Genomic DNA, 22446 nt, shown 5'->3' on the forward strand with positions numbered 1-22446 from the left:
GGTGGGTGTCCGTTCGGTGAACGTCTTCGGCTCGACGTACGCATGCGGCATGGGCTGGGATATGCCCCAGCCGTCAGCGGTACTGTACGGTACAGTACTGTTCGGTCGCGCGGATACACAAGAGACGTTGCGCGGACAGTCGAAGCCAGCCGGGAACAAGCGTGCCCGCCTGCACAGGAAGCGGCTTATACGATGTCGACCGTGCAGAGGATGAGGGCGGCGGACCGGCGGAAACTGATCCTGAGCGCCGCGGGTGAGCTGTTCATCGCCCGGGGTTACTCAGGCGTCACCATGGAGGACGTCCTCGCGGAGGTCGGCGGCTCGAAGGCGACGCTGTACCGCCACTTCGCCGACAAGGCCGAGCTGTTCCAGGCCGCGGTGGAAGCCCTCTGCGACGAATGGTCCAAGCCCGTGCACACCTTCACCCCACCCGACGCCGATCTCGCCGCCACACTCACGGCCCTCGGCGGGCACTTCGCCGCCCTGGTCCTCACCCCGCAGGCCATCGCCCTGCACCGCCTGGTCACTGCTGAAGCCGAACGCATGCCGGAGGTCGGCCGCGCCTTCTTCGAACACGGCCCCTCCGCCGGCCAGGGCGTTCTGGCCAAGTACCTGCGTCAGGCCCGCGACACCGGTGAGATCGACGTGACCGACCCCGTCCGCGCCGCGGCACAGCTGTACCAGGCCATGCTGGGCGACGCCCAGATGCGGCTGCTGACGAACTCCCCGCACAAGCCCGGCGACGACGAGGTCCGGGAGAGCATCTCCGATGCGGTCCGGGTGTTCCTGCACGGCGCGACGACATCGCGCGGCAACGCGTCGTAACCACGTAATCACTCACCGCCCAGGGCATTCGCGACTCTCGCAAGAAGCCGAGCACCTCTGTTACCGTCGAAGCGGATCGAACTAGATCGTTCTAGTTGAGTAGGTGCTCGCGCACCTTGTACCCCATGTCCACACGGCCGGAGGGACGCCCGAGCCGTGGCCGGCTGGAGGACTTCATGGACCGCATGCTTCTGATGCGCAGCTTCGTCACCGTCGCGCAACTCGGCAGTTTCAGCGGAGCCGCCCGAGCCCTGAGCTCGTCCGGCTCCCTCGTCTCACGCCATGTGGCGGAACTGGAGCGGCAGCTCGGTGTCCACCTCGTCAATCGCACGTCCCGCTCCATCAGCCTGACCGAACCGGGTCTGCGCTACTCCGAGTTCGCCGCCCGCATCCTCGCCGAGGTCGAGGCGGAGGAGGCTCTCATCGGGCACCTGCACGACCGGGCGGAAGGCTCCCTGAGCGTCGTCTGCCCCAAGTGGATCGGAAGCCTGGACGTCGGGGACGCCATCGCCGCTTTCGCCGCCGCCCATCCCAAGATCGCCGTGCGGTTCGAACTGGGAGGACTGTCGGAACGTACCTACGACTTCCTGGACGGTGGTTTCGACGTGGCCCTCCACACCCGGGACCTGCGGGACTCGCGGGTCCACCTCAGGAAGATCGCGTCGCTCCCCTTTACCCTGTGCGCGTCCGAGGGGTACGTGAAACGACACGGCTTCCTCGACCATCCCGGCGAACTGGCCGAACATGACTGCCTGCTGCACGTGAACGAGCCCGTGTGGCGACTCGGGCACGGATCCACCTCCAGCCTGCACAAGATCCGCAACGTGGCGTTCTCCTCGAACTCGTACATCGCCCTGCAGAAAGCCGCCGTCCAGGGCCGGGGCATCGCCCTCCTCCCCCAGCGCTCCGCCTACGAGGAGCTGCTCTCCGGAGCACTCCAGGTCCAGCTCCCCGAAGTCCCCATCCCCGACCGCCCGCTGTACGCGATCTACGGCCCCGGCCAGACCGTGCCGCGAAAGGTCGTCATCCTGCTCGAATTCCTCACGCGCTGGTTCAAGGAGAACCCCATTCCCGCGATCGGAAGGTGAGGAAGCGCGACCCGGCACATCGACACCAGCGACTTCTACGGCCCCGCCGTCGTCAGCGAACTCTTTCACCGGTCCGGGCGGCGTATTGGTGTTGCCGCATACAGCCCTGATGGCACACGGCCAGGCATGACGTTTGCCCTGCCCGGAACTGGCGGGGGGTGACAGGTCAGATGGGTACGGGCTTCCTTCTCAAGCATCCAAGCCCCTGGGCCAGCAGACCTCCGGAATGCAGGACGGTTCTGCCAGAGGATCCCTTTGCAACTGTCCCCACAACAATCAACCTGCTACCCGAGTACACAGCCGGTACTGGCATCGCATATCCGCGTTGCCCGTCGGCGGACAGAGGTCACGTCCGCTGGAGCCATGTATTGACGGCCACCGGTGATCCAGTTTTGAGGCTATGCGGTGAGTTCGGTCGGGAGTGCGGGATCTTCTGTTTCTGACTCGATCGGGTGGAGGCGGGTCTTGGCCAGGAGTTCCCGGCCCATGTAGCGGCGGGCTTCGGTCCATTCGTCGTTCTGCTCGGTCAGCACCGCGCCGACCAGCCGCATGACAGTCGTCGAGCGCCGTGCGCACCACGGGCGGAAGGACCTGCCCGTCATCCGGACCGTTTCCGGCCTCGACTTCGACCGCTTCCTCGACGTGGTGACCACTGTGCTCAGCAGCGATCCAACCGCCTGACCGCGGACCCACGAGCTCCAAGTCCGGCGGCAACGACTCGAGTTCGTGTGAATCACCGGGCTCGACGCCTCGTTGAGGATGCGGCTCTGGCGCAGGCCTGCCACCGTCGCCCTGCTGGCAAGGAACGCTCGCGCCATGGTGATGCAGACAGCCATCCGGGCGGGGTGAGGCCACTCGGCTGCCGCCGTGTCATCGGGGCCGGTCGGTCCCCACGATGCCTGCCTCGTAGGCGATGATGACGGCTTGGACAGATGCAGCGCCATTCGGCCAAGGAACCCGGTCCCTTGACGCGGCCTCGTCGCACGGGTCGGCGCACCACCCGGCCATTTCGGCGTTGAACCGGTTGAAGAAAAGGTGGGCGTTGAAGCCGGACCGGGGTCCGGCGGTGATCTGATCCCTGGCGTCGTTCGTGCGGTCGTAATTCCTACGGGCAGTCCGCGCCGCCCGCCGCCCGCCCCGATGTGATTGAGCCGCTCTGCCACGACCCGGACGTGTGGACGCGCAAGGCGGCGGCCCACGACCCGTGCCTGCCGCGCCCACGGCTCCTCGATTCCCTCGCCCTGCCCGAACTGACCTCCAGCGCGAGTGCCAACCCTCCCTTCCCGCAGGTGAGATGGCCGTGGTCATGCACGAGGCCGGGGTGCCCGCATGACAACGGGCGCCCGGAGCAACGTAGCCGGGGTTCTTGCGCCCGATCTGCACCTGCAGCAGCACGGTCACCGGATAGGTCGGAGATTGGGTGTCGGCGCCTTCTCCCAGGTGTCTAGAAGAGGCGGGCGCGTACGTGCTGCGGGAGGTTCTCGAGGATCTCGCGCAGCCACAATCTGTGGACGACTGGTAGCCGGACCAGGGTGTGTTGGAACGCTCCCGGGTCGGCCCGGAACAGGTGACGGGGGCGCGGCGCGGGCGGGTCATCCCGCAGGACGCCGTCGGGCATGCCGCCCGACGCGGGGACGGGCAGGTACGGCTCGGGGAAGGCCAGCGACAGCCACACCCCGAACGGCAGCGGCACCGGGTATGCCGAGGCGGCCGGCCCTGCCGGGGTCCAGGTCTTCCCCGTCTGCGGATGGGTCGGCACGAGGAGGATGTCAGCCTCTGTGTCGGGTACGGCCCGTCCCGGTCCGGCTATGACGGCGCACCGCGCCGGCGGACCTGCCGGCAGCAGGGCGTCGAGGGCGCGTTGGAACACTTCCGCTATCAGTCCGTCCGGGACAGTCACCGGTCGGCCTTCCGAGGCCGCCAGCAGGTGGGCGAGCGCCCGGCCGGCAGCAGCCTCCCACTGCGGACTCCAGGACCACCAGTGGTTCAGCCCCAGCCGCGATCCCCACGTGGCGATCGGCTCGAACGGGGGCGTGCCCTTCCCCTCCGCCATCAGTTCCGCCCAGGAGAGCGGTGCGGCGTTGCCGACGAGGCGGCGGCGCACGGCGTTTGGGGCGAGCCACACAGCCTGCCAGAGTGAGCAGTCGTCGATCCGGGTCGCCACAGGCAGGCCGCACGTCTCGCAGGCCATGTTGGGGCCGTCGGCCCCGTCCAGGCCGCAGCAGCAACCGCCGCCTCCCTTCTCTGGGATCAGCACAGTGCCGCGGGCATCTCCGGGCGCGATGACGATCGCGCCGGGCGCGCCGTCGGACAGGGCGTAGACCGGCGCATAGATGCCGCGGGCCGCCGCCTCGCCCGGATCGGTCTCCTCCCACGTCCGCCATGGCGGCCCCCAGGGCTCCGGCTCCACGGCAAACGTGCCCGACTCCATGAGCACCGGGAGCTGAATCCCGTTCCCGTACCTCTGATGGACGTGGACCGGCAGGGCGACTTGGGACAGCCGGGTGGTCAGTCTGGCGCCACACCCCGCACACACGAAAACGAGCAAATCTCCTCCGCTTGGGAAACAGGGGCATCGTCGCGCCTCGGCGGCAGCCGGCCAACATGTTTTTTCGTCCACCGCGCGGCCGGAGTGCCGCCACGGCGTGGAGCATCAGCTCCAGCTCGGACGAGTGTCGGCTGTCGCCCAAGTCAGCAAGGAGCGGCGTCGGACAGGCCGACGAGTTCCATCAGCCGGACGGAGTCGGCGCCGATGGGCGGGCCGGTGTCGTCGACGGAGGTATTGCGCGTGACGAAAAGGTGAGGGTGGAACCGTCGGGCCGGCGTCGGTGCCGCCGGACGCGGCGCGGCATCCGCGCTTGCCTCAACCGCCGACGTGGCCATCGCCTGGTGACTTGGTCAGCGGTGACGTACAGCACGTTGCGCCGACCGCGTGGGCAGGAATCTCAAGTTCCCGTCCACGCCAAGGTCTTGAACCCGCACGAAGTGCCACTATGCGCTTGCCTGCACTCTCCATGGGCTTCGGCTTCCACCTCCAACATTCCGTCAAGTGGACGGTGATCGCGGACGGGGGGGACGCTGAACGTAGTTGTCGGGAAGGCGATCGTGATCTCCCTGGGGGCCGCCGGGGACCGGCAAGACCGACCTCGCCACCGCGCTCGGCATCCGGGCCTGGCATGCACGGCCTCGGTCACAGCCGTTCCGGCAGCGGCTTCCTCATCAAGTCGCTGACCGCACGCGTGGTTTCCGGCCGGGTCAGCACATCCGTGTTGTCGACGAACTGGTCCACCGCGCCGACTGTCGGCAGGTCGCGGAGGGTGGGGTCGGTGATGCGGGCGGTCAGGGCCTTGGTGAAGCGCTCGGCGCGTAGGACCTGGAAGGGTCTGGAGTGGTAGGGGCGCGTTGCCGGGTCGACGCGGTCGGTCAGGTGGAGCTGGTTGTGTACGCCGGCGACGATCTCATAGCTGTGTGCAAGGTGCCGTTCGCGGGTGTGCCAGTCCGGGGCCGCGAGGACGGCGGTGAGAACGGGTGTGAGGCGGGGAGCTGCGTGGGTGCGGGCGAAGGCGCTGCCGAGCCACTTCCCGTACGGCGGGTAGCGGCGGTCCATAAGGAGGCACAGCCGCATCAGGTCGCGGACGAGGCGGGCGGCGACGACGGCTGAGCCGAGTTCGTCGCCCACTTCCCCGCAGCGGCCGACGAACGCCTCTTCCTGGGAGATGCGCTGCCACTGGCAAGCCAGGACGTGGAGGAAGACGTCGTGCGGATACCAGCGGAGGGTGTGACGTAGGGGACCGAGTTCGTGCAAGCCGTCGTGGAAGACAGCGCCGCCGGTGACCTCGCCGAGAAGCTGGGTGGGGGTGGCCAGCCAGTCCGACGGGGTGATGCCCTGCGACGGGTCGAAGCCGAGGACGTCGGTGAACCAGGCGGCGCGATGGGTGACTTCGATGCGGTGGTGGACCGGTCCGTCGGTGGCTTCCATGACGCGGATGTCCCCGTCGCCGGTGGGCGCGAAGTGGGTGGGGTAGCCCGCGAAGGTCTTCGGGAGGTGTTCGGCGAGCAGGTGCCTGATGCGCCCGCCGTGCCGTGAGACGTCCCGGCGACGGAGGAAGAGCTGCACGCGCGGGCCCCATTCGTGGTCCGCCGAGCGCGGGGTGTCGAAGCCGAGGACCTCGGAACCACTCCCCAGACGAGCGGCGGAATGCGGGATTCCGGGGGCGGCTTCCTCAAGGAGGGGGCGTACGGCATCTGTGTAGAAACGGCGGGAGAGTTCGAGACCCGGTATGAAAGTTGGCATATTCGTGGAGCTCATGCTCGTGACTCTTCCCGTTCTGCACATGATCGTGCGAGGTACTTTCACGTCGTTGTGCATCCTCAAGTGGCGCAAGCGCCCCGCACGTTGCTGCCCGTCCGCCGACCCGCTTCAGGTGAGGGGCTGCAGTCGCAGGGTCGCGGGCGTGGGGCCGTCGGGGCGGACGGTGATGCCGTACACCGCCTTCGTGGGGGTGGAGGAGAAGGCCAGGGAGTGGGCCGGCAGCAGGTGTTCGAGCAGGACGGTCGATTCCCGGAGGGCGAATTGCAGACCGAGGCAGGCTCGGGGACCGATACCGAAGGGGAAGTAGGCGCCCGGGTGGGTGGGTCGGCGGTCCGGGGTGGTGAAGCGCCTGGGGTCGAAGTGCTCCGGGTCCGGCCACAGTTCGGGATCGCGGTGCGTGAGGTACGGGCAGACCAGGATGTCGGTGCCCGCCTCGACGGCGTAGCCGACAAGGGTGTCGTCCTCGGTGGCGTGGCGGGGCAGGATCCAGGCGGACGGGTAGAGCCGGAGCGTCTCGTGGACCAGGGCCTGGACGGCTTGGCGGCGTTGCGGTGAGCCTTCGACACCGGCGGTGAGAGCTTGTTCGCGGGCTGCGGGGTTCCGGTCGAGGAGCAAGTAGAGCCAGGTCAGGGTGGTGGCGGTGGTTTCGTGCCCGGCCACGAGCAACGTGACCAGCTCGTCGCGGATCAGCCGGTCGGTGTACTCGGGACGCTCGGTGGCGGCGTCGATCAGGACGTGCAGCAGACCGGGGCCGTCGAGGCCTGCCGCCCCGCTGCGAGCGGCCTCGATGGCATGCCGCGCGACCGTATCGATTCGGGCGAGATCGGCGGCAACGGCGTCCTGGGCGTCGGTGACATCCGCGGGCAGAGTCGGAAGGGCGGTCGCCACGGCTGCCACGGCGGCCAGTTCGCGCTCGGTCCCGTCATCGAGGGGGTGCCCGGTGAGGGAGCGCCAGATGGCGTCCAGGGCGAAGCGGCGCATCTCCTGCCCGACATCGAGGGTCTGTCCGGTGCGGGCGTACTCGGCCCAGCGCCCGGCGGTGGTCCGGGCAGCACCGGTGATCCTCTGTTCGTAGCGGCGCATCCCGGTAACGGTGAACTGGGACTGCAACAAGCGGCGTTGCCGCTTCCACGCCGCGCCGGTAGCGCAGAGGACGCCGTCGCCGAGCAGCACACGGGCGCGGTGCGAGCGCTTGACGTACCGATCCGGGTGCTGGGCGAGTACGTGCTGGACCGCCTGCGGGTCGGTGACGAGAACGGTGGGGGCCGGCCCGAGGCGGAATGCGGCGATGCCGCCGAACCCCTCGCGTACCTGGGTCAGCAGCTCGACCAGTTCGCCTCCCCCCGAGTGCCACCGCTCCACGAGCCCGGGTTCGGCTTCGGGAATCGGCCGACCCGTTCCCGGAAGGTACGGAAGGGAGCCGGGACCGGCTTCGGTGTCCATGTTGCTTCTCCTGGTCAACCGCTGGGCTTGGCCGTAACGGAGCGTCGGCACCACGGACTGTACGGGAGCAGGCACATCTGGTGACAGTCGGTTCCGCGTCCCCGCCCTCGCGCCACGCCGCGAACCGGACACCGCGGGACGGCTCACAGAGGCTCACACGGGCGCATCCACAAGAGGCACAGAAATATTTGGACGGTGATGTCGAGAACCCGTGGCCGGCTCCGTCCCTGCAGTGAACGCGACCACAATGGGTCGCACCAGTACCGAGGAGAAACACCATGGCCAAGTACCTGCTTCTCAAGCACTACCGCGGCGCCCCGGCTCCGGCCAACGACGTGCCGATGGACCAGTGGACGCCGGAGGAGATCTCGGCCCACATGCAGTACATGCAGGACTTCGCGGACCGGCTCGAGAAGACCGGCGAGTTCGTCGACGGTCAGGCGCTCGCCCCCGAGGGAACGTGGGTCCGGTACGACGGCGAGGGCCGCCCGCCGGTCACCGACGGACCGTTCGCCGAGACCAAGGACCTCATCGCCGGCTGGATGGTGATCGATGTCGACACGTACGACCGCGCCGTCGAGCTGGCCGGAGAACTGTCCGCCGCCCCCGGCGCGGGTGGCAAGCCGATCCACGAGTGGCTGGAACTGCGCCCGTTCTATGGCGTGCAGCCCACCATCACGGAGTGACCTCTCAGATGAACGAGCTCGCTCTCCGGAGCCTCACACCGAGCGTGCTCGGAATCCTCGTCCGCCGCGGAGCAGACTTCGCGGCGGCCGAGGATGCCGTACAGGACGCCCTGGTCGAGGCGGTCCGCGTGTGGCCGGCCGACCCTCCGCGGGATGCGAAGGGCTGGCTGGTCACCGCCGCCTGGCGCAAGTTCCTCGACGCGACCCGGGCGGACACCGCGCGCCGCCGGCGTGAGGATCGTATCGACGAGGAGCCGGCGCCCGGTCCCGCGCCCGCGGTGGACGACACGCTCCAGCTCTACTTCCTGTGCGCCCACCCGTCGCTGACGCCGTCGTCGGCGGTCGCGCTCACGCTGCGCGCCGTCGGCGGGCTGACCACGCGCCAGATCGCCCAGGCCTACCTGGTGCCCGAGGCGACCATGGCGCAGCGCATCAGCCGGGCCAAGCGCACCGTCTCCGGGGTGCGGTTCGATCAGCCCGGCGACGTCGCCACCGTGCTGCGCGTCCTCTACCTGGTCTTCAACGAGGGCTACTCCGGCGACGTAGACCTCGCGGCCGAGGCCATCCGGCTCACCCGGCAGCTCGCGGCCGCCATCGACCACCCCGAGGTGGCGGGGCTGCTCGCCCTCATGCTGCTCCATCACGCCCGGCGCGCCGCCCGGACCGCGCCCGACGGCAGCCTGGTGCCCCTCGCCGAGCAGGACCGCTCCCGGTGGGACACGAAGTCGATCGCCGAGGGCGTCGAGATCCTGCAGGCGGCCCTTGCCCGCGACCGGCTGGGCGAGTTCCAGGCCCAGGCCGCCATCGCGGCACTCCACGCCGACGCGCTCGCCGCCGAGGAGACCGACTGGGTGCAGATCGTCGAGTGGTACGACGAGCTCGCGCGCCTCACCGACAGCCCGGTCGTCCGGCTCAACCGCGCGGTGGCCGTCGGCGAGGCCGACGGACCGCGCGCCGGCTTGGCGGCACTCGCCGCACTGGACGTCTCGCTCCCCCGCCACACCGCGGTGGCGGCGTACCTCCACGAGCGCGACGGTGACCTGGACACGGCGGCGCGGCTGTACGCCGAAGCGGCCCAGAAGGCACCCAACCTCGCCGAGCGCGACCACCTGACGCGCCAGGCCGCCCGGCTCAACGCCCGCGAATGTCGCTGACACGTCGCGCTCGCGCGCCGGGCGAGCGGTGAAGTCCGCAAGACCGCGGACATACGACAGACCGGGGCGACCGGAGAGCTGCCTCTCGCCCACGATGGCCTATCGGCTCCGCGTCCCGCCGGTCTCGGATGAGGCGGCCGGTGGTCTTGTCGTGGTGGCCGAGGACGTCCGCGACGACGAGGCCGGGCAGCTTGATCGCCCGACTCGGACCCGATGCCGGGGCAGTGTTGCCGGTCGGCGCATGATGACCGGCATGGAGAGCGCGGTCGAGAAAATCAAGGTCTGGTTCCGGTTTGTCCCTCGTGAGGGGTGGTTCCCGCAGGACACCGAGGGGCTGTGGGCGACGAGACTCAGTGATGACACGGCCAGTGTGCAGAACGCCCCCTTCCTTCAGGACGGGGTGGCCGAAGGCGATGTGGTGCGGTACCGGACCGACTCCGACGGCCTCCACTGGGCCGTCGGGCGGGTCAGTTCCACCGGCAACTGCACGATCCGTGTGGTGCCTGTGCCCACCGGCCCCCTAGGACGCAGTCCGCAGGCGGTACATCAGCGCCTTTCGGCATTCAACCTTGGCGGCGAGGTCTTCAGTGAGGACTTCCCCATGGTGGCCTTCACTGTGCCGGCGGGCGCGGACTTCGCCGGGATCAAGGTCCTTCTGACGCAGGGCCAAGCGGAAGGTTGGTGGCATTACGAGGTCGGGTGTGGCACCGACGAGTGGTGGAACGCCTGAGCTTGCCTCTCTACCTCTGATCTCGAAGCGAGACGATGCTCAGGAACTTCAGGGTCACGTTCCTCAGCTCCGCGCGGTGCGCGGCCAACTCCTGTGTCTCGAGCTGCCGGGCACTCGCGCGCGGCACCAGATACTGGCCGAACATCGACCCACCCGCGCCGAGCGCGACACCTGCCAGCGACAACAGTGCCGACCCCAAGGTTCCCCAAGAATCCCATGGCAGGAGTCCCCCAACTCGCCGCGCGAGAGAGACGGGCTGCCCACGGACCGCCTACCGGGGGGGACAGTTACGGGACTGGTCGGGATCAGCTGTCCGCCTTCCGCGCAACAGTGATCGTCAACTCCGTCGCCTGGCGCCGGCCTTCAACCCTTCTTCCAGAACGCCATCAACTCCGCGAGAGCCCTGATGATCTCCGGGCGTTCGGAGGCCTCCGCCCGACGCAGGCTGATGACAAGCGCCAGAAGGATCATGGCCACGAAGAGGCCGACAACGTAAAGAAAATCTGTGGAGCGGCTACAGCCACTTGCTCCAACACGGCCCACATGCCGCCTCCCGGGACGGTTTGGCCGCTGACCCCGAGAGAACTCCGCTGGGCGCGAAGATCCCAACGAAGGCAGGCGGACGCCTGTCATGACGCAGCGCCCGCCAACTGCGCTCCCCGGATGGCCGGGGGTGCACAACGACAACGTGTCTATCTGGCCTGAGAGTTGAGGGGAGCCGACGCTCGGAGCGATGCTCACCGTCGTACGCACCGGTGAACACGCCCGCTGGTCCTCCGGGGCCTGTCAGTCAGGCGGCCTTAATGGCGAGGCAGATTCCCACGGTGACGAACCAGAGGTTGGTACTGACGAGGAAGGCCCTCTCGAACAGGCCGAAGATCGTCCGCAGCCGCGGGAGCAGGGTCACGATCAGGAGCACGAGCGACACCAGGGCGATCCATCGGAGAGCGGACAGCAGCCCGTCCGCGGACTGCCAGGGCGACACTGATGTCAGCCGGGGCGTCATCCCGGAAATGGCCGCGTAGGTGAACGCGAAGGCGGCGATGGCGAAAAGGTAGTGGAGGCGTCCGGTGCGGGTGAGTTTCTCGCCCTCAAGGTCGGTACGGAAGAGGGCCATACCCAGGCGCGTGGCCGGCACCAGGTAGAGGAAGACGAGCTGGCTCACGGCCAGCGGCGGGGCGCCCGGGTCGAGAGTGAGCCCGATCGCCAGGAACAAGACGCCCAGCGAGGACACCAACAGCCCGACGCGGAACAACGAGCCGTACTGGCCCACGGCATAGTCACTGACGGCGTGCCGGATGGGGTGATAGCCCGTCGGCAGCACATGGAGTGCGACGAAGATGCCCAGATATCCGATGAGCCCGACCAGGCCGAGGATCGCGAAGAAGAGTGCACTAGACATGATTCGGCCACCTTTTCACGCCATGCTGTGACCTTCACCCGGCGGCGCGCGCCATTCCCTCAAGCGGCTCCGGAGGCATCCCGCTCTGGTGGTGCAAGTCGCGGTGACCGGATTCGGCGGGCAGGTGTCCGCGGGTTCTGACAACACCTCAGTGCTCGCAGTGGGAGCATCGACGTGCACGGCCCTGTGAGGGGGCGATGGGTGCCACCGAAGTCAACGGTCGATCTGTACGCGGCGATACGCCGTGTTGCCCGGGCAGGTTGTCACATCGGGTGTCCATGCGCGGGCACGGGGTGGGTTTCCGCGCGGTCGAGGCCGCGATGGATGCGGTGTGGCCAGCGCAAGCGAAGAAACCGCAGGCACGCCGGACCCGGCGGGCCGACACGGCTGGAACCGTTTAAGCAGCTGATCGACCCGATGCCACGGGCGGACCTGGATGCGCAGCGCAAGCAACACCACGCCGTCGAGCGGAACTTCGAGCGGTCGGCGGCCGAGGATTGCGGTCAAGCCGAGCAGACACCTACCGGACAGGAGCCCACTCAATGCCCCGAAAGGTCATCTCCACCCCCGAAGCGCCGGAGTACCCCAGCTACAGCCAGGCGGTCAAGGTCGGCAACACGATCTACGTTGCCGGAACAGTCGGTGTCGACGTGGCAACCGGTGAACTCGCGGGGCCCACGATCCGGGAGCAGACCCGCCAGTCGTTGCTCAACTGCCAGGCGATCCTGCGCGCCGGGGGCGCCGAACTGAGCGACGCCGTCATGGTCCACACCCTGCTCATGCGACCGGATGACGCCGACGGTGTCATCGAGGTCTTCGACGAGTTCTTCCCCGACGTGCGGCCACCTCGCTGCGTGAGCAAGCTGGGTGTCGACCGGCCGGGGATCCTGGTGTCGATCGCCCTCGTGGCCGTCACGGACTGAGCCTTCCACGCCCTGACGGCCTCCAGCAGGAAGAGGCCGTAGGGGGTCACGAGGCTCCTGTCGGCAACCCTGCACTCGATGTTGGCGAAGCGTTCGGCCACGAGCGGTGCCTGGACATCCTCACCGGACTTGAGTGTCGGCAGGCGGACACACCGCTATGAAGGCCGCGGTTTTCCTGGGTGCGAGAGGGCCAGTCTCGACCTGAGTTACATGCCGGCGTTCGCCTGGGCCTGCTTCGGCTCGGCGGCCATGGACCTCAGCGTCTCGAAGGCGGCCGCGGTCGGGCTGGCCGGTTCGGCTTGGTAGACCACCAGTTGCTGATGTGGGGCGCCATTGACGGTGAAGGCGGCGAAGTTGATGTGCAGGTCGCCGACTTCGGGATGCTTGAGGTGCTTGCCTTCCTGGGACTTGCTCTTGACGTCGTGCAGTTGCCAGATCCCGGCGAACTCTTCGCTGTCCGTGGACAGTTCGGCGACCACTTCGGCGATACGGGCCGATTCGGGATCGTGGCCGTAGGCGGCCCTGAGTTCGGCGACGCAGGAATGTGCTGCTCGCTCCCATTCCTGGTAGAACTCGCGCCCCGCCGGGTCGACGAACACGTTGCGGGCGAGGTTGTCGAACCCTTCGAATCCACTATGGAGCGCCGTGGCAAGGGAGTTGCCCGCCAGGATGTCGAGGGCAGGGCCGAGGACGAAGGCCGGGGTGTGTTCCCAGCCGTCCATCAGCTGCAGCAACTGGGGGCTGACGTCCGCCTCACCCCTGTCGTGCGGGCGCTGCGAGGGGGCGAGGCAGAGGCGGTTCAGGTGGTCGGAGGCTTCGGCGTCCAGCTTCAGCGCCTGTGCCACGGCCTCCAGTACCTGGGGGGACGGACTGTTCTCGCGCCCCTGCTCCAGCCTGATGTAGTAGTCGGAGCTGACTCCGGCGAGCATCGCGACTTCCTCCCGGCGCAGTCCGGGCACCCGGCGTCGGCCGTATTCGGGCAGACCGACGTCCTGGGGCTTGAGGGCCTCGCGGCGGGCCCGGAGGAAATCTCCCAAAGGGGTCCCATTGCTCATGCGGCAAGACTAGATGCTTTTCGGCCGACGAGAAGGTCCGGTCGTGCACAAATGCACCAGGTTCCACACCCTTCACACAGCGTGATGCGCCGTCGGTCGATCACCTGCGTCACCCGGGGAGCCGTAATCCTGGGTGCAATGCACCCACTGTCGGCAGAACTTTTCCGGGCGTTTTCCGCCTAGCCTCGGCAGCATGGACTACGACACGCGCCTTGACCCAGTTGAAGGGCTGGGTCAGTTCCTCCGCTCGTGCAGGGAGCGGCTCAGCCCCGCGGCTGCAGGGCTGCCCAGCGCCGGCCGCCGAAGGGTGCCGGGCTTGCGGCGTGACGAGGTAGCGGCGCTCGCCGGTGTCAGCCTGAGCTACTACAGCCGGCTCGAGCAGGGCCGGGAACTCAGCCCCTCACTCCGGGTACTGGAGGGCATGGCCCGTGTGCTGCAACTCGGCGAGGAGGAGAAGCGTGAACTCTTCCGGCTGGCCCGGCCTGCGGGCCGCCGTACGAAGTCGCCCTTCCGGGTCGAGCGTGTCCGCCCGCACCTGCGGCAGCTGATCGAAAGCTGGACCAGGACGCCGGCCTTCATCATCGGCCACGCCCAGGACCTGTTGGCGACCAACGCGTTGGCCGATGCCCTCTACCGCGACTTCGCGCAGCACGACAACGTGCTGCGCATGCTCTTCCTGGACCCCGCGGCGAAGACCTTCTACCGGAACGCGGAGCGGGCCAAGAATCGTGCGGTCGCCGATCTTCAGCAGACCGCCGCGAGCACCCCCGAGGATCCCCGCATCCTGCAGCTCGTCGGCGAACTGTCGGTGCGCAGCGGCGAGTTCCGCTCCCTGTGGGCACGCGAGTACACCCGCGTGCCGCCCTACGAGGTCAAGCAGATGTACCACTCCGCCGTGGGGGACCTGGAGTTGCGGCACGAGGCTCTCAACATCCGCAGCGCTCCGGGACAGCAGCTCGTCATCCTGCAGGCCGAGCCGGGCTCGCCCTCCGCCGACGGCCTGGCGCTGCTGGGCTCCATCAGCGCGCCTGAGGTACCTCACCAGCAGGATCCTGCCCACGGCGCCTGAGCGCGGGCGGAACAAGCGAGCTGTTACCGCGCATCCCTCTCGACGGAATTCAGAATTCGGTCCATGAGGTCGCCGAAAAGATGCGTTTCGTCGGCTGTCAGCGGATCGAAACCAAGCTTCCGTACGTATTCCGCGTGTTTGGGTGCGGCAGCCTCGATCACTTGCCTGCCCGCTTATCCATGCGGCTGATCTGGTGGACAGGCGGCTGCGTTCCCAGCCGACCTCGGCTCCGAGGTCCCTCGCCCGCTGCACGCCGTCGCCGGATTCCGACAATGGCGCCAGGAGGGCGTAGTCCGCCGCCGAGAGGCTCGAACCCTGCTACAACTGCTGGTCCTGGGCCCGCTGGAGCTCGCATCGCAGCCTCCGGCACTTCGCCCAGACATCGGCTTCCTGGGTGTGGGACTCCCAGGAAGAGCGCAGCCTTCATAGCGCTGTAGCCGACGGGCACACTCGAATACGTCAAGAGGAAATCCCCGAAAAGGGGAAGCGACGAAAGAGGTTTTTCCCATGGCTACGTGGTTTGTCACTGGCGCCTCCCGCGGAATCGGTGCTGAAATCGCCCGCGCCGCCCTCGCAGGCGGTAACAATGTCGTGGTCGCCGTACGAAACCCGGAGCGTGTTCCGGACGATCTGAAGAACTCCGGCAAGGTGTTCGCGGTCGCCCTGGACGTCACGGACAACGACAGCATCCCGCAGGCCGTCGAGGCCGCCGTGGACCGGTTCGGCGGCATCGACGTCCTGGTCAACAACGCCGGCCGCGGCCTGCTCGGCGCGTTGGAGGAGATCACCGACGCGGAGGCCCGGTCACTGTTCGACCTCAATGTCTTCGGCCTGATCAATGTCACGCGCGCCGTGCTGCCCGTCATGCGCAAGCAGGGGTCCGGCAGGCTGGTGCACATCGGCTCCCGTTCGGGTTTCGAGGGCGAGCCCGGCGTCAGCCTGTACTCCGCGTCGAAGTTCGCGGTCGCCGGCATCAGTGAAGCGCTCTCCGCCGAGATGGCGCCGTTCGGTGTCCAGTCGATGGTGGTCGAACCGGGCGTCTTCCGCACCGACTTCCTCGACGCCAGTTCCCTGTCGGTCGCCGCGAACCGCATCGCCGACTACGACGACACTCCCGCCCACGTCACGCTGGACTGGATCGACCGGGCGAACCACGCGCAGCTCGGCGACCCCGTCAAGGGCGCCGCCCTCATCGTCGAGGTCGCTTCCACCGAGAAGCTGCCCACGCACCTCTACCTCGGGCGGGACACCCTGGAGCGGCTCGAGGTCAAGTACCAGCAGGTGCAGGACGACCTCGCCCCGTGGCGCGAGAAGTCCGCCGCCACCGCGCACAGCGACGCCGCCTGACACACCGCCAGTAACCGTTCCCAGCAAAGAGATCGAGGATTTGTGATGTCTGCTGCTCTGCTCACCGGCACTCCCCTGGCCGGACGTGTCGCTGTCGTCTCCGGCGCCTCCAGCGGCATGGGTGCCGTCACCGCTGAACGCCTCGCCGAACTCGGCGCCACCGTGGTCGTACTGGCTCGGCGCAAGGAGCGCCTCGACAGCCTGGTCAAGAACATCGAGGCCGCCGGCGGCACCGCGCTCGCCCTGGCCGTCGACGTCACCGACCGCGCCGCCGTCCAGACCGTCGCCGACCAGGTCGCCGACCGCTTCGGCAAGGCCGACCTCGTGTTCAACAACGCCGGCGTCCAGCTCGTCTCGGGGATCGAGGAGCTCAAGGTCGACGAATGGCAGCGCCAGATCGACCTCAACATCAGCGGCCTGATGAACGTCATCGCCGCGTTCCTTCCCCACCTGACGGACTCCGCCGCCCAGGGCAAGTCCGCCGACCTGATCAACACCTCGTCCATCGCGGCCACCCGGATCCTGGAGAAGTTCTCCATCTACTCCGGCACCAAGGCCTACATCAGCCACCTCACCCGGCTGCTCCGCGTCGAGCTCGGCCGCAAGATGGTCCGCGTCGCCACCATCGAGCCCGGCATGGTCGACACCGAACTCCCCGACCACGTCACCGACCCCGACGCCTCCAAACTGATGGCCGACCTCATCCACGACATCGACGTCCTCCAGAGCGCCGACATCGCCGAGACCGTCGCCTTCATGGCCGCCGTCCCCCGCCACGTCAACCTCACCGAGATCACCATCCTGCCCACCGCCCAGGCCATCTGAAGTCCGTACCGTCATGGCGGGGGAGGAACAGCCGATCGCTGTTCCTCCCCCGCCATGACGGTATTTGTCATCGGACAGATATCGGCCTCGGCAACTCGTGGAAAAGACCAGGTCAAAGCCTGTTTTTCGCCTCACGATCCCTGGTGCGGGCGCCGAGAGCGTCAAACGAGCGTCATGACCAACAGCCTTCCCGCCTCTTCGGGCGGAACGGGCTGCCACGGCCGAATCGCCTGCACGAGTTCACTGCCGCTCGCTCCGGACGCAAGCTCATGCATCATGACCCACGCCACCTTTCCCATCGCCACAATGGAGTCATGCCCTCCAGCCCGCAGAGCCCCGCACCCACACGGAGACCCTGGAACGGCCCTCATCGTCTCGTTCGTGCCACGCTCAAGGCCCTCGGCCGGCCCCAGAGCCTGATCGACACCCGGGGCAGACCGGAAGTTATCCCGCTGTACCTGTCACGGCCTCTCGCCGACCGGGCCTTGCGGATCCACGCGCTCCTGACCGAGGCCGAGAGCCGCGGCTACACGGTGAAGACTCAGACCGACCTGCAGCGTGCTGAAGCCGTGCACACGCTGGCGATCGTGATCCGGGGCCGGGCCTTTCCTCTCGTCCTCACCGAGCGGACGGCCAAGGTCCCGCGCGAGCCGACCCCGCAGGAGCTCCGCCGGCAGGAGTACAGCCCGTGGACCCGCGTGCCCAAGTACGACGAGGAGTTCATCGGACGCCTTGCTCTCGGTGCACCTGCCGGGAACTGGTATCAGCATTCGTACTTCTACAGCGACGGTGCGCGGTGGACGCTGGAGTCGCGGCTGGGACACCTCCTGCAGGATCTCGAACGCCTCGCGGCGGAAGCCGAACGCCGGGAGCGGGAGAAGGAATTGCGCGAGGCAGAGCAGCGGCGGCGCTGGTATGCGGCCGTCGCCCTGGCCCGCGAGCAGCAGGTCGAGCAGCACCGGGCGAGAGTTCTGACCGGGCAGACGCGGGCATGCCGGCAGGCCGCCGAGATCCGCGCCTTCTGCCAGGCCGCCCGCGCCCGAGCCGGCGACACTCCGGTCGCGACGGACGAGGCGGACTGGCTGGAGTGGGCCGAGGCGTATGCGGAACAACTCGACCCGTTCCAGGGTCCGTTGCGCGCCCCGCCGGATCCAACGGCCGCGCGAGGGTCCTTACCCCATACGGCGTGGACGATCTCGGCGGTGGTGACATGGCGCCCGCGCCGCGACGGCAGCGCCGCCAGCACTACACGCTGCTGATGCGAGCCGAGGGTCAGCTCCTCCTCGCCCCGCCATATCCGGGGTTGCCCCCGGCGAAGCGCAGGGAGGCTTCGGTAGCTTGCCCACATCTTGGCTATGGCTGCGCGGGCTCCGTTCCGGTTCGCTGTGTTTCCCTCAGGCGCTCGCGCCTCGCGCTTCCCCGCCGCCGCTTCCCGCAACACCTCCGCAGCCGCTGGACAGAGCATCCGCTACTGGCGGCCGCCGAGAATGCGGCCTCCGGGCTGCGGGTCCTCACGGATTTCCTTACGCCGACCGCCTGCCGCCACGGTCCGGACGACGGTTACGTAGCGGCCCGGCCGGGTCCGAGATGCTCGTCCAAGAAACGCTCCACGGCGCGGTACACAGCGATCAAGTTCTCCGGGTTCTCGATGGAGTGCCCTTCGTCCGCCATGAGTATGTACTCGACGGGGACCCCACGTGCCCGGAGAGCCTGGACCATGTTGTCGGATTCTGCCTGCGCTACCCGGGCGTCGTTGGCGCCCTGGGCGATGAGCAGCGGTGTACGGACCTGGTCCACCCGGCTGATCGGTGAGCGGGCCAGCATGTCGGCCTCCTGCTGCGGATCCGCGGGGTCGCCGACCCAGCGAAACCAGTTGGCGGCAAGGGCCGGCCGGACGAATTCCGGCTGGTTGCGCAGGAAGTTGGCGAGGTCAGAGACCCCGAAGATGTCCACCGCAGCGGCGAAGACATCGGGCGTGAAGGTGACTCCGACCAGTGCCGCATAGCCACCGTAGGAGCCGCCCAAGATCGCCACCCGGTCCGGGTCCGCGTATCCCTGCTGGATGGCCCAGTTCACACCGTCGATCAGGTCGTCGTGCATTTTGCCGGCCAGCTCCCCGACGCCGGCCTTCATGAACGACTTGCCGTACCCCGTGGAGCTGCGGAAGTTCACCTGAAGCACCGCGTAGCCCCGGTTGGCCAGCAGTTGGACGAGAGGGTTGAACCCCCAGCTGTCTCGGTCCCAGGGACCACCGTGCACAAGCAGGACCAGCGGCAGCCGGTGCGGCTCTGCCCCGATTGGCAGTGTCAGGTGGGAGGGGAGCGCGAGACCGTCCCGAGCGGTGATCGTCACCGGTGTCATCGGTGCCAGCTGCTCGGAATCCAGGTGACCAAGGGGCCGGAACAGTAGGCGACTCTCGCCCGAGGAGTGGTCGTAGAAGTATGTGGCCCCGGGATCGCGGTCGTGGGTGAAGCTGACGACCCACCGCTGCTCGCTCTCGTCGGACGAGATGTGGGCCAGGTCGCCATCGGACAGATTCCTCAGGTTCTCCAAGACCTCGGCGAAGTGCGGGTCCAGTGCGTTGATCACCAGTCGTTCCCCGAGGTAGCGAACTCCGATGAGCTCGCCGGTACGTCGGCTGAAGATGAGCGGCGAGGGCAGTGCGGGAAAGACACGGGCTCGTGTGTCCAGGTCGTACTGCGGGTGGGAGTCGACCTCCGTCTCCTCGCCGGTTTCTGCATCCAGCCGGGCCAGGCGGAGTCTGTCCGAGCCCCGGTTCGAACCGAAGAGAACGCCGTCGGCATCGGCGGTGACCTCCAGCGGATAGATGCCCAGCGGATAGTCCTCACCCTCGAACTGCGCGATGTGGCACAACGTCTGCGTGGCCTCGTTCCAGCGCGAGAACCGTAGGTCGCCCTGTTCGGTGACGTCACTGGTGAAGGGGCCTTTGCTGCCGCCATAGAAAAGGGTGGTGGCAGCGCCTCCGGTGTTCTCTGCGAGGGTCCGCAGGTCACCGGTGGCGATGTCCAGCTCAAAGAGGTCGAACGTGGCGGGATTCCGGCTGTTCGAGGAGAACACCGCCTTCCCCGGCCGCCCGGCGGGCAGCTTCAGATCCATGATGCGTGCGCCGGGAAAGGGGGTGAGGTCGGTAGCCGCTGCGTCCGGATCTTCGAGATCGACGCGATACAGGTGCCGGTTCTCGTCACCTCCCTGGTCACGGGTATAGAGCAGCCACCTCGGATCGTCGGTCCAGTGGTAGCTCAGCAGGTTGCGGTCCTCGGAGGTGACCCGCCGCGCGTCCCCGGGCGCGTCGACACTCTCGATCCACAGGTTCAGGTGGTTTCCCCAAGGAGCCAGGTACGCGATCTTGGTGCCGTCCGGCGAGAGGGAGGCTCTCGAACGGACGGGAGGGGCAAAGAACTCCTCGACGCTGATCGGCTTCGGCAGTGCCATGTGGGTCCTTCCTGTGGCTGTCTCCGGACAGCGAGTGATGAGGCCCTGATGATGGTCGGCAAGGGCTCTGAGTGGGTCCGCAGCCTGGAGCCGGTCACCGTTCAGCGATCGAAGGCTGTCACTTAATGACAGTGTCACTAAGTGACAGCAATGGCAAGTGCGCCGCATGTCCAGCCGCTGCGGGCCGCCGATTGAAGCCCCACCCCCCCTGGGTGACCGCTCGACTGACAGTGAACTCGTGGCGCAGGTCACATGCGTGAGGGGTGGGCAACGCTGTCACTAAGTGTCAATATTACAGTTAGTGACACAATGGCGAGGTCGCGCAAGATGGACTTCGGGAGAGTTGACGGCCATGAAGATCACGAGCTTCCTGCTGTGAGCCGATGACCGTGGCGCGGATTCGTGGCGCCTTCGAGCGGCTGCAGTCCCGTCGAGTCAGGAAAAGCGCTACGCCGACAGGTCGACGGCCGAGGTCGGCGAACCCAATATGCCGTCAACGGCCCTTGTAGATCGCGCCATTTAGTAGGAACTGGTCCTGTTGCCACGTATTCAAGGAGTTCACATGGATCTCACGCTTCCGCAGCAGATCTACCTGTGTGCCTACGCCTTCAAGAAGAACAAGTTTCCGGCTACTCTTCTGCAGTTCCGCGGGCAGCGGCTGCGTGCTGCCGCCCTGACCGAGCTAGTCCTTGCGGGACAGGCAGAGACCGACGGACGCCGGGTTCGCGTACTTGGAGACCAATCACCGACGGATCCGTTTCTTGCCTCTGTGTGGGAAGAGCTGCACGCGAGGCCGAAAAAGTGGATGGCACTGGTGCACAACACCGCGCACAAGGCAGAGAAACCGGTCGAAAACCAGCTGACGGCTGCTGGGATTATCGAAAAGAAGACCGGCCTCACCTTGAGTCTGCTTGGAGGGAGCAAAGTTGTCTTGCGGCGGGAAGAGGAGGCCCGAGCTGTGCAGCAAGCATTGCGCACGCGGGTCACCACCACTCCCGACCCGTCCACCCTGCCCCTGGCGCAAGTGGCACTGCCGGTGATCGCCCTGGAGAGCGACGCGACCATGGGGGTCGTACTGAACCGTTCCGAGCGCCGCAAACACAAGGATACGCTTGAGGAACTCGCCAAGAAATTCGATCGAGAAATACCGGGTCTGCGCAAAGCCCTGTCAAACTCGGTGCTTTCCAGTCGGTCTGTCGGCGGCGGATGGAGCTGAGCAGGACAAACCTAAAAATGCGCACGTCCGCAGAATGCGAGCCGAAGTAAAATCGAGCGACATCAAGGCCGGTGCTGGAGACTCTGGTTGCCGCGTTCGCCGCATGGTGGCCGATGGAGCCAAGTGCCGAGCTCACGTCCACCCCTTGGGCTCCGGTTGATCATCGTCGGCGCCACAGTCGTTGTGACGAGTGGCGACGGAGAAGAAATCGCGCCACGGCAAGACAAACACCGCAAGGGAACACCGCCGTACCCGGACCGCGTCCCGTACACCCCACAAATACCGTCCGCGACCGGTGAATTCGCCACCGGTGAGCGGGAACCCATCACGCCGCAGCGAGCTTTCCTGGCCGACGTCACCGGAACCGCAACCGTCCATCTCGTACTCCCGGCGGGCCGCCTTGCGCTGCACCCGGGACGGTCGGGGCGCCCTGGGGGCCGTCAAACGGCTTGGCAGTGCACGGCGGGAGCGGCGGTGGAGTGGCCCACTCGGCGTCGTCCAGCTCGGTCACGCGGAGGAACTCGGCGAACTTGCCCGGCGTATCGAACGTGACGACTGCCCGTGGCAGATGTGGCCTGATGGTCGGCCGCGCTGTGGTCGGGCATGAGGTCGACCACAGCGGTGCCGTGACCACCGCCGTTGCCCTTGGCCTCGGCGACCCGCAGCCCGTCGTAGGTCGCTTCCCGCTGGAGACCGCCCTGCAGTTCGCAGGCGTCGGCGAGGCCCTGCACCATGGACTTCACGTTGGACAGACCCGCGCATCGAGCAGTCCTTGCTCACGGTCCCCAGCCCCATCCGTTCAGGTGACGGCAGATCACCTACCAACCCTTACCGCCTTCTTGTGGCCCGTGGACTCTCTCGAGTGCGGTCAAGGTCTGCTGCCACGGCCTCAGCGTAGACACTTTGCTGTGACTCAGG

Annotated in this window: 19 protein-coding genes and 1 pseudogene; 12 read left to right on the plus strand and 8 right to left on the minus strand. The window is 67.6% G+C overall.

Annotated elements, in window-relative coordinates; genetic code table 11:
- Positions 1-210 precede the first annotated feature (210 nt).
- The gene (locus tag OG219_RS43870; RefSeq protein WP_266837918.1) at positions 211-825 is read left to right on the plus strand and encodes a TetR/AcrR family transcriptional regulator; all 615 of its coding nucleotides are present in this window, start codon (positions 211-213) and stop codon (positions 823-825) included.
- 176 nt (positions 826-1001) lie between these two features.
- On the plus strand, positions 1002-1913 hold the full coding sequence (locus OG219_RS43875) for a LysR family transcriptional regulator (RefSeq protein ID WP_266837920.1): 912 nt from the start codon (positions 1002-1004) through the stop codon (positions 1911-1913).
- Between the two features lie 398 nt (positions 1914-2311).
- On the opposite strand, the pseudogene OG219_RS43880 reads toward OG219_RS43875, so the two are convergent.
- Positions 2312-2467: pseudogene (locus tag OG219_RS43880) on the minus strand (IS256 family transposase); the annotation flags it as partial.
- Between OG219_RS43880 and OG219_RS43885 the strand changes: the two are divergent.
- Positions 2463-2594, plus strand: a complete 132-nt coding sequence (locus OG219_RS43885) for a hypothetical protein (protein ID WP_266838002.1) — start codon at positions 2463-2465, stop codon at positions 2592-2594. The pseudogene OG219_RS43880 and the gene OG219_RS43885 sit on opposite strands and share 5 nt — an antisense overlap.
- A gap of 763 nt (positions 2595-3357) precedes the next feature.
- On the opposite strand, the gene OG219_RS43890 is transcribed toward OG219_RS43885, so the two are convergent.
- The 3 genes from OG219_RS43890 to OG219_RS43900 form a co-directional block, all read right to left on the minus strand.
- Positions 3358-4461: a hypothetical protein gene (locus OG219_RS43890; protein WP_266836699.1), complete on the minus strand. Its 1104-nt coding sequence runs from the start codon at positions 4459-4461 to the stop codon at positions 3358-3360.
- A gap of 642 nt (positions 4462-5103) precedes the next feature.
- Positions 5104-6222, minus strand: coding sequence for a DUF4037 domain-containing protein (locus OG219_RS43895; RefSeq protein ID WP_266836701.1), 1119 nt, complete (start codon positions 6220-6222; stop codon positions 5104-5106).
- 111 nt (positions 6223-6333) lie between these two features.
- On the minus strand, positions 6334-7668 hold the full coding sequence (locus tag OG219_RS43900) for a cytochrome P450 (RefSeq protein ID WP_266836709.1): 1335 nt from the start codon (positions 7666-7668) through the stop codon (positions 6334-6336).
- Between the two features lie 278 nt (positions 7669-7946).
- Here OG219_RS43900 and OG219_RS43905 point away from each other — a divergent pair, with 278 nt between their 5' ends.
- From OG219_RS43905 to OG219_RS43915, 3 genes are all read left to right on the plus strand, one after another.
- Positions 7947-8354 (plus strand): YciI family protein, encoded by a 408-nt coding sequence (locus OG219_RS43905; RefSeq protein ID WP_266836710.1) that lies wholly within the window; start codon positions 7947-7949, stop codon positions 8352-8354.
- A gap of 8 nt (positions 8355-8362) precedes the next feature.
- The gene (locus OG219_RS43910; RefSeq protein ID WP_266836711.1) at positions 8363-9508 is read left to right on the plus strand and encodes an RNA polymerase sigma factor; all 1146 of its coding nucleotides are present in this window, start codon (positions 8363-8365) and stop codon (positions 9506-9508) included.
- Positions 9509-9749: 241 nt separating this feature from the next.
- On the plus strand, positions 9750-10238 hold the full coding sequence (locus OG219_RS43915; RefSeq protein ID WP_266837923.1) for a DUF4265 domain-containing protein: 489 nt from the start codon (positions 9750-9752) through the stop codon (positions 10236-10238).
- A gap of 790 nt (positions 10239-11028) precedes the next feature.
- Here OG219_RS43915 and OG219_RS43920 read toward each other — a convergent pair.
- Complete coding sequence (locus OG219_RS43920; protein WP_266836712.1) at positions 11029-11640, minus strand: DUF998 domain-containing protein; 612 nt, start codon at positions 11638-11640, stop codon at positions 11029-11031.
- 542 nt (positions 11641-12182) lie between these two features.
- Between OG219_RS43920 and OG219_RS43925 the strand changes: the two genes are divergently transcribed.
- The gene (locus OG219_RS43925) at positions 12183-12563 is read left to right on the plus strand and encodes a RidA family protein (protein ID WP_266836713.1); all 381 of its coding nucleotides are present in this window, start codon (positions 12183-12185) and stop codon (positions 12561-12563) included.
- Between the two features lie 206 nt (positions 12564-12769).
- Here OG219_RS43925 and OG219_RS43930 read toward each other — a convergent pair whose 3' ends face one another.
- On the minus strand, positions 12770-13618 hold the full coding sequence (locus tag OG219_RS43930; protein ID WP_266836714.1) for a helix-turn-helix transcriptional regulator: 849 nt from the start codon (positions 13616-13618) through the stop codon (positions 12770-12772).
- A gap of 193 nt (positions 13619-13811) precedes the next feature.
- Between OG219_RS43930 and OG219_RS43935 the strand changes: the two genes are divergently transcribed.
- The 4 genes from OG219_RS43935 (at position 13812) to OG219_RS43950 (ending at position 18118) form a co-directional block, all read left to right on the plus strand.
- Positions 13812-14687, plus strand: a complete 876-nt coding sequence (locus OG219_RS43935) for a helix-turn-helix transcriptional regulator (RefSeq protein ID WP_266836715.1) — start codon at positions 13812-13814, stop codon at positions 14685-14687.
- A 507-nt stretch (positions 14688-15194) separates the two neighbouring features.
- The gene (locus OG219_RS43940; protein ID WP_266836716.1) at positions 15195-16034 is read left to right on the plus strand and encodes an SDR family NAD(P)-dependent oxidoreductase; all 840 of its coding nucleotides are present in this window, start codon (positions 15195-15197) and stop codon (positions 16032-16034) included.
- A 42-nt stretch (positions 16035-16076) separates the two neighbouring features.
- Positions 16077-16859, plus strand: coding sequence for an SDR family oxidoreductase (locus OG219_RS43945; RefSeq protein ID WP_266836717.1), 783 nt, complete (start codon positions 16077-16079; stop codon positions 16857-16859).
- 314 nt (positions 16860-17173) lie between these two features.
- Positions 17174-18118, plus strand: a complete 945-nt coding sequence (locus OG219_RS43950; protein ID WP_266836718.1) for a hypothetical protein — start codon at positions 17174-17176, stop codon at positions 18116-18118.
- Between the two features lie 301 nt (positions 18119-18419).
- Here the strand turns inward: OG219_RS43950 and OG219_RS43955 are convergent, their stop codons facing one another.
- The gene (locus OG219_RS43955) at positions 18420-20312 is read right to left on the minus strand and encodes a S9 family peptidase (protein WP_266836719.1); all 1893 of its coding nucleotides are present in this window, start codon (positions 20310-20312) and stop codon (positions 18420-18422) included.
- 562 nt (positions 20313-20874) lie between these two features.
- On the opposite strand from OG219_RS43955, the gene OG219_RS43960 reads away from it, so the two are divergent.
- Positions 20875-21528: a GPP34 family phosphoprotein gene (locus OG219_RS43960; protein ID WP_266836720.1), complete on the plus strand. Its 654-nt coding sequence runs from the start codon at positions 20875-20877 to the stop codon at positions 21526-21528.
- 440 nt (positions 21529-21968) lie between these two features.
- Here the strand turns inward: OG219_RS43960 and OG219_RS43965 are convergent, their stop codons facing one another.
- A complete protein-coding gene (locus tag OG219_RS43965) occupies positions 21969-22262 on the minus strand; it encodes a hypothetical protein (RefSeq protein ID WP_266836722.1) in 294 nt (97 codons plus the stop codon).
- Between the last annotated feature and the right edge of the window lie 184 nt (positions 22263-22446).

The sequence above is a fragment of the Streptomyces sp. NBC_00038 genome, from assembly GCF_026343635.1.
Lineage (GTDB): Bacteria > Actinomycetota > Actinomycetes > Streptomycetales > Streptomycetaceae > Streptomyces.